The sequence below is a fragment of the Vicinamibacteria bacterium genome, from assembly GCA_035620555.1.
Classification (GTDB): domain Bacteria; phylum Acidobacteriota; class Vicinamibacteria; order Marinacidobacterales; family SMYC01; genus DASPGQ01.
In genome coordinates this window covers 1-2,242 of the sequence record DASPGQ010000345.1, presented here as the reverse complement: position 1 = coordinate 2,242, position 2,242 = coordinate 1, and the positions used below count along the sequence as shown (strand labels likewise).

At 59.8% G+C, this 2,242-nt stretch carries 2 protein-coding genes; both read left to right on the top strand.

The window, feature by feature from the left end:
• The first annotated feature begins 235 nt into the window (after positions 1-235).
• On the top strand, positions 236-1,180 hold the full coding sequence (locus VEK15_14100) for a M23 family metallopeptidase (protein HXV61825.1): 945 nt from the start codon (positions 236-238) through the stop codon (positions 1,178-1,180).
• Positions 1,181-1,281: 101 nt separating this feature from the next.
• Positions 1,282-2,242, top strand: a 961-nt coding sequence (locus VEK15_14095) for a preprotein translocase subunit SecA (GenBank protein ID HXV61824.1), incomplete at its 3' end; no start/stop codon positions are given.

The following is a 2,242-nucleotide window of genomic DNA, read 5'->3' as shown; positions in this document are numbered from 1 at the left end:
AGGTACTCCGCGAGTTGCGGGCTTTGGGCTACATCCCCTGATCCCGCGCAAAGCTACCACGGGCAAGGGTTTCTCGGAAAGGGAGTTTCGTGTTAACCTTGACACAATCCCTCGGGCTGTAGTACGAATACCGCGCTTTTTCGCACGCGCCCGATGTCGTCACGTAAGTCATCATCAACCAGTCAATTAATAACGCTACTATTTCGCTCAAAATCATCCAATAGGGTCCGGAATAATGAAACGTTCGTTTACTCTGATTTGGGTTCCGCACGGTGGAGAACGATTCCGTAAGCTGCGCCTTTCGTCGGCGCTCCTCAAGACGCTTGGCGTCCTGTCTCTCGCCGGCGTTCTGATTGCCGGCGTACTGGTTACCCACTACGCTGCTTTTTACCGTGAGCTCGGCGAGCTTCGTGCGCTGCGCCTGGCTAATGCGGAGCTGGAGCAACGTACCCGCGAGTACGAGATCTCGGTCGAGGACCTCAACGGGCAAGTCTCGTCTTTGCAGGATTTCGTCCGGAAGCTGTCGGTGATGGCTGGTCTCGAGGACACCCTGCAACAACAAGGTGGAGAAGAGGGCGTGGGAGGCCCCCACGACCTGGATTACACCGCCACTTCCGGCGCTTATGCTCAAGTAAAGGGCGAGCTCGTCCGGATGCAGGGCGAGCTGACCGATCTCGAGGAAAAGAGTCGAGTCCTCGAGCGTTTCTATGAGCGAAACACGCTCATGCTGGCCTCCACACCCTCGATCTGGCCGGCCCGAGGCTACTTCTCCTCCACGTTTGGATATCGAAAGGATCCGTTCACCGGCGATCGTGAGATGCATTACGGCATCGACATCTCGACTTCGACCGGCCGTCCCGTAGTCGCGGCGGCCGACGGCGTGGTGATTCAAGCGGGGCGGCGTGGGACCTACGGCAATATCGTGGTCATCGACCACAAGTTCGGGACGATGACCCGCTACGCCCACCTCTCGCGCTTCGCGGTGAATGCGGGCAAGCGCGTCAAGCGAGGCGATGTCGTGGGCTACGTGGGCAGCACCGGACGAAGCCGCGCGCCACACCTCCACTACGAAGTCTGGGTGAACGACAGACCGGTCCACCCGCTGGATTATATTTTGGAATACTATCGCTCTTTCGATTTGCAGAACCGGCCGCTTACGAGCACCGCGACCGGTCCGTGAGATCGGCCCCGCCGTAACCACGAGCCGAGCTGCATCCTTCGGCTATCCCGGCCCCCTTGCCGACCGGGACAGTGACTGCTAGACTGGCGTATTTCGATGGCATGTCGGTAGTCAACACCATCCTCACCAAGATCGTCGGCAGTCGATCCGAGCGCGAGCTCAAGCGCATGGCCCCGATCGTCGATGCCGTCAACCAGAGGGAGCCGGCGATGAAGTCGGCCTCGGACGAGGCTCTGGCGGCGAAGACGGCGGAGTTTCGAGGCCGAGTCGAAAGAGGGGAAAACCTCGAGAGTCTGATTCCCGAGGTCTTCGCCGTCGCCCGCGAAGCGAGCCGGCGCGTGCTGGAGATGCGTCATTTCGACGTCCAGCTCATCGGCGGAATGGTCCTCCATCAGGGAAAGATCGCCGAGATGAAGACGGGCGAGGGCAAGACGCTCGTCGCCACTTTGGCGGTCTATCTGAACTCGCTTTCGGGCAAGGGGGTTCACGTCGTTACCGTCAACGATTACCTCGCCCGCAGGGACGCGGAGTGGATGGGAAGGCTCTACAAGTTTCTCGGCCTCACCGTCGGCGTCATCCAGCACGACATGACCGACACCCAGAGGCAGGAAGCCTACCGCACCGACGTGACCTACGGGACGAACAACGAGCTCGGGTTCGACTATCTCCGCGACAATATGAAGTTCGACCCGTCGCTCTTCGTCCACCGGCTGTACCCGAAGATCGCTAAAGACGCCGACGGCAAGGACGTCGAGAAGCTCTTCCATTTTGGAATCGTGGACGAGGTGGACTCCATCCTCATCGACGAGGCCCGGACGCCGCTCATCATCAGCGGCCCCGCGGAGGAATCGACCGATCTCTATTACAAGATCGATCGGATCATTCCGCGTCTGCGTCGCGATTTCGATTTTACCGTCGACGAGAAGACCCGCACGGTAACTCTGACCGAGGAAGGCGTCCCCAGCGTCGAAAAGCTGCTCGCCATCGACAATCTCTACGAGCCGGCGCAGATGCACATCCTCCATCATGTGTACCAGGCGCTCAGGGCCCACACCCTTTACA

Excerpts from the sequence above, each read along its gene's own strand:
- VEK15_14100 (HXV61825.1), top strand. The coding sequence starts at position 236 with ATGAAACGTTCGTTTACTCTGATTTGGGTTCCGCACGGTGGAGAACGA.